Annotated in this window: 5 protein-coding genes; 2 read left to right on the top strand and 3 right to left on the bottom strand. The window is 42.1% G+C overall.

What is annotated here, in order from left to right:
* Nucleotides 1-251: 251 nt before the first annotated feature.
* Together BCT81_RS27135 and BCT81_RS27130 are read left to right on the top strand one after the other, a co-directional pair.
* Complete coding sequence (locus BCT81_RS27135) at nucleotides 252-1,130, top strand: TraB/GumN family protein (protein WP_102426476.1); 879 nt, start codon at nucleotides 252-254, stop codon at nucleotides 1,128-1,130.
* A 122-nt stretch (nucleotides 1,131-1,252) separates the two neighbouring features.
* Nucleotides 1,253-1,675: a hypothetical protein gene (locus BCT81_RS27130; RefSeq protein ID WP_102426475.1), complete on the top strand. Its 423-nt coding sequence runs from the start codon at nucleotides 1,253-1,255 to the stop codon at nucleotides 1,673-1,675.
* Nucleotides 1,676-1,759: 84 nt separating this feature from the next.
* On the opposite strand, the gene BCT81_RS27125 is transcribed toward BCT81_RS27130, so the two are convergent.
* The 3 genes from BCT81_RS27125 to BCT81_RS27115 are packed head-to-tail and all read right to left on the bottom strand — an operon-like array spanning nucleotide 1,760 to nucleotide 3,510.
* Complete coding sequence (locus BCT81_RS27125; protein WP_004739779.1) at nucleotides 1,760-2,596, bottom strand: CsgG/HfaB family protein; 837 nt, start codon at nucleotides 2,594-2,596, stop codon at nucleotides 1,760-1,762.
* Nucleotides 2,597-2,612: 16 nt separating this feature from the next.
* Nucleotides 2,613-3,023, bottom strand: a complete 411-nt coding sequence (locus BCT81_RS27120) for a curli assembly protein CsgF (protein ID WP_004739781.1) — start codon at nucleotides 3,021-3,023, stop codon at nucleotides 2,613-2,615.
* Between the two features lie 10 nt (nucleotides 3,024-3,033).
* Nucleotides 3,034-3,510: a curli production assembly/transport protein CsgE gene (locus tag BCT81_RS27115; protein ID WP_241908286.1), complete on the bottom strand. Its 477-nt coding sequence runs from the start codon at nucleotides 3,508-3,510 to the stop codon at nucleotides 3,034-3,036.
* Between the last annotated feature and the right edge of the window lie 91 nt (nucleotides 3,511-3,601).

The following is a 3,601-nucleotide window of genomic DNA, read 5'->3' as shown; positions in this document are numbered from 1 at the left end:
TATTAAAATCATTAAGTTAGAATCAACGGCACTTCCGTCATTTTAATTTTGACGTAAAATTTGAGAAATGAATCACAATCTTTTTTGCCGATTTCATAAAATCGTGTCATTGATAGCCAGAAAGGATTTAGAGTTTCAGCGTATTGTTATACTTTCCGTACAAACAACGTGACATTGTTCTCAAAAAAAATCGTTAAAAAACTCCGTCAAAATCATTTTTAACGAGTTACGTCTTCCTCTAGGAGCTCTCTTTGCGCACATTCTTATACTTAACGTTACTCGCTCTTACCTTTACGACTAAGCAAGCTTTAGCAGAACCTCTGTATTGGCAAGCCAAAAAAGATGATCTGACCTTAACGATTTTAGGTTCTGTACACGTCGGGGATGAAAGCATGTATCCACTTCCCACGCAGATTACCGACACATTAAAAGAGAGCGATGGCCTAATCATCGAAACGGATATCAGGAAATCCGAAGGTGTCGTATACCCGACTACGACCGTCACCACAGCTGATGTGCTCAACGCAGAACAAAAGCAGTTACTAAAAAGCATCTCAAAATCTTTAGGTATGCCGACTCAGCAACTATTGAGCTCTCCACCTTGGGCAACATCTCTATCGATACAAATGCAGCAGTTAAAGAATCTTGGCTATGGCTCGGCGGGCGGTGTAGACGCAACATTAGCGTATAAGGCAACCATACAAGACGTTCCAGTTATCAGCTTAGAGCCACTCCAATTTCAAATAGATCTAATCGCCGGACAAAAAGATTCGGGTAAAGAGTGGTTGTTGACTAGCCTTGAAGAATTTGACCAAACGGACCGTGTTGTACATTGCCTTATTGAAAGCTGGAAAGCGGGCGATGAGTCCAAACTTGAGGATTTTGCGGAATTGTCTGAAATGCCAACCGAGCTTGAGAAAGCATTCCTAACAGATCGCAACGTAGACTGGGCAAATAAACTATCATCCAATGACTGGAAACTCGATACGAAAGGACACTACTTGTTAGTCGTCGGCACCTTACACCTAATTGGCGAAGGTAATCTTTTGCAGTTGTTAGAAGATAAAGGGTTCAGTGTGACGCAACAATCAAAGAGCCAAAAAGCACAGTGTCAGTTTGAAGATCACTAGTTAATTTTGATGCCATGACTTTTTCATTATAAAAGCGTTTCCTTCATAACAGACATTTTACATTTAGCAACGCTATAGTGGTGCTATCATCTTTCGCTCTTTTTATAAATGGTGTTGTTCTAATGAAACCAGTACTTTTCGCTTTTCCTCTAGCCTTTGCCGTCCTTATGCCTACAGTAGTGTCTGCCAAAGAAACTTGTACGGTAGAACAATTTCAAGCTATCGACATTCAGCCAGATACAAAGGGTGGTGTGATAGATAAAGAAAGTGGGCAATTTCTCATAACAGAGAAGCCGCCAATGCGATGTGCGACGATAACATTCACAACATCGACAACGAGAAACCGCATCGCCAGCCAAATGAATGGAAACTTTGAAGCAAGCTTCTACGATAATCAAACTGGGAACTCTAGTTCGGCTACGTTTAATGAAGATGAGGTGAAGGCGGGTTACATTCGAATTGGCCCAAATAATCCAGCAGAAGCTTATGTTTGTTTTGTTACTTCAGAGACACCGATCAAAGACATTACTTGTGACGTCAAATAAATCAGCTGAGTAACAGATAAAAAAACAGGGCTACGGGTAAGATCCATTTTCCGCATAGCCCTATTTTGCTGCTTACTCGGTTATTTAAAGAATGTCAGTGCTCGCTTCCGAATAACGAGCAATGATTGGGTTTTGCATTGCATTCGGGTCACCAGGCGACCACATACCACGTTTCATTCCTTTAACGATTAAATGAATCACTGCCGCATCTATCGCAGACATTACGGCAATATTCACTGGTTCATTTTGGCTGTAGCCCATCTCAACTTCTAACAACTCTTTATAGTCAACAAAGCGAAATGCACCGAAGCCGATCTCATGAGAGGAAATGGTTTTAGTAGTAGTGACACTCAAAAGAACTTGCCCAGATCGAACATCGACGGCTCTCAAATTCACCGTGACTTGATCCGTTCTGTACTGCCCAGAACCACCAATACCTAAATACTTAGCGCCTGCCCCTCCGGTAACAATATTTGAGTCATAAGCCACAATCCCGCCTTCGATAACAATGTTAGCGGAACTCAAGGATGACAAATCCGCACCATGATTATTCACGACTTTGTCTTTTTTCTGAGCTGCACGAATGATCTTACGTTCAGTCAACAAGTTCTGTAGCCCTTCACGTTCTAGAGGGACGAACCATTGTGAATCAATCAATGCTGTCGTGAGCAGTGATGTTCCGCCCTGTGGTACAGCTGTTGAGAAGTTACTGTTTGGTTGAGGTTTGTATTGCCCCGTTTGGTCTCTAAAATCATAGACTGAGACCAATATTTTACCGCGAGGCTGAGGTAGTGAGATGAGATCGGTGTAAGTCGATCCTCTCGGCATCAGCTTAGGCGTTTCAGAAGTCTCTGGAATTTGCATAGAGTAAGTGCATCCCCCTAACACGAAGGTTAGAAAGACGATAATAATCGATTTCATAACACAATCCTTGTGATTAGAGGTCTGGATTTAATCCCGATACGCTGATTTCAGTTGACTCACCAGTCGCTTTGTCGACGATTTGAACCAATAACGTCCCTGAGTCATCAACGATGTTGAGAAAGAAGTCTTCCGTTTCTAGTTGCCCAGTATTGCCATTACCCACGTCAGCAAGCAATTGGCTAATCAGGCGAGACTCTAAGCTGGAGGCTAAACGATCTAATGCTGATTCTTGTTCATCAAAAATATCCCTAGCACTTGGATCTTCGTAATCATTGATAGCGTTAGCGTGATTAAATAGGTGAGAACTGTTTAAAGCGTTTCCACCGAAACTTGGGTTTACGGGCGTATAAACTAATTCGCTCGCGTAAATCGAAGGGGAAGCTAACAACGCAATAAGCGCTGCCTTTCTGAAAAGTATCGACATCCTTGGCTCCTTAAAATTCATCATGGTCTAGGTCGTAAGTATCCTGAAAGAGCCTTTCCGCTTGCCATCTAATGATGTAATTCCCTACAACTCGTGTTGCATCAGCGGCTCGTTCTTTTGCTTGTCTACGACCGGGGGACAACGCTGTACGGAAGATCGGTTTTCTAGAGTGTTGAACCTCTATGATGCTTCCTGATAAAGCGGTTGGCCTCTCTTTTACCGTCAAATTTTCCTTTAGGTCGGGATAACTCTCATTAAGTGATTGCGAGAAGAAGAAATAGAAATCATCACCTAAGCGTGTGATTGTTCTATCCACTATGATTCCGTTCACTTCACTAAAGTCGTTAAACTGTTCCTTCAGGTTATTTGTCGAATCCTCAAGTTTTGTTCCATTTTCCAAAGGAGCGCCATTTTCAAGACCATGGCTCTTTTCGCCTGCGTTAACACCACAAGACAATAGAGCAATTGTAAGCAGCTTGATTTTCATAAGGGCTCCCATTCAAAGTCCATTTACAAAATGAGAATGTGATTCATCGAAACACAATTAAAGACTAATTCATGCCCCCAGTAGCATATAT

The sequence above is a fragment of the Vibrio sp. 10N.261.52.A1 genome (assembly GCF_002876325.1).
In the GTDB taxonomy this organism is placed as follows: Bacteria; Pseudomonadota; Gammaproteobacteria; order Enterobacterales; family Vibrionaceae; genus Vibrio; species Vibrio chagasii.
This window is presented reverse-complemented; position numbering and strand designations above follow the sequence as displayed.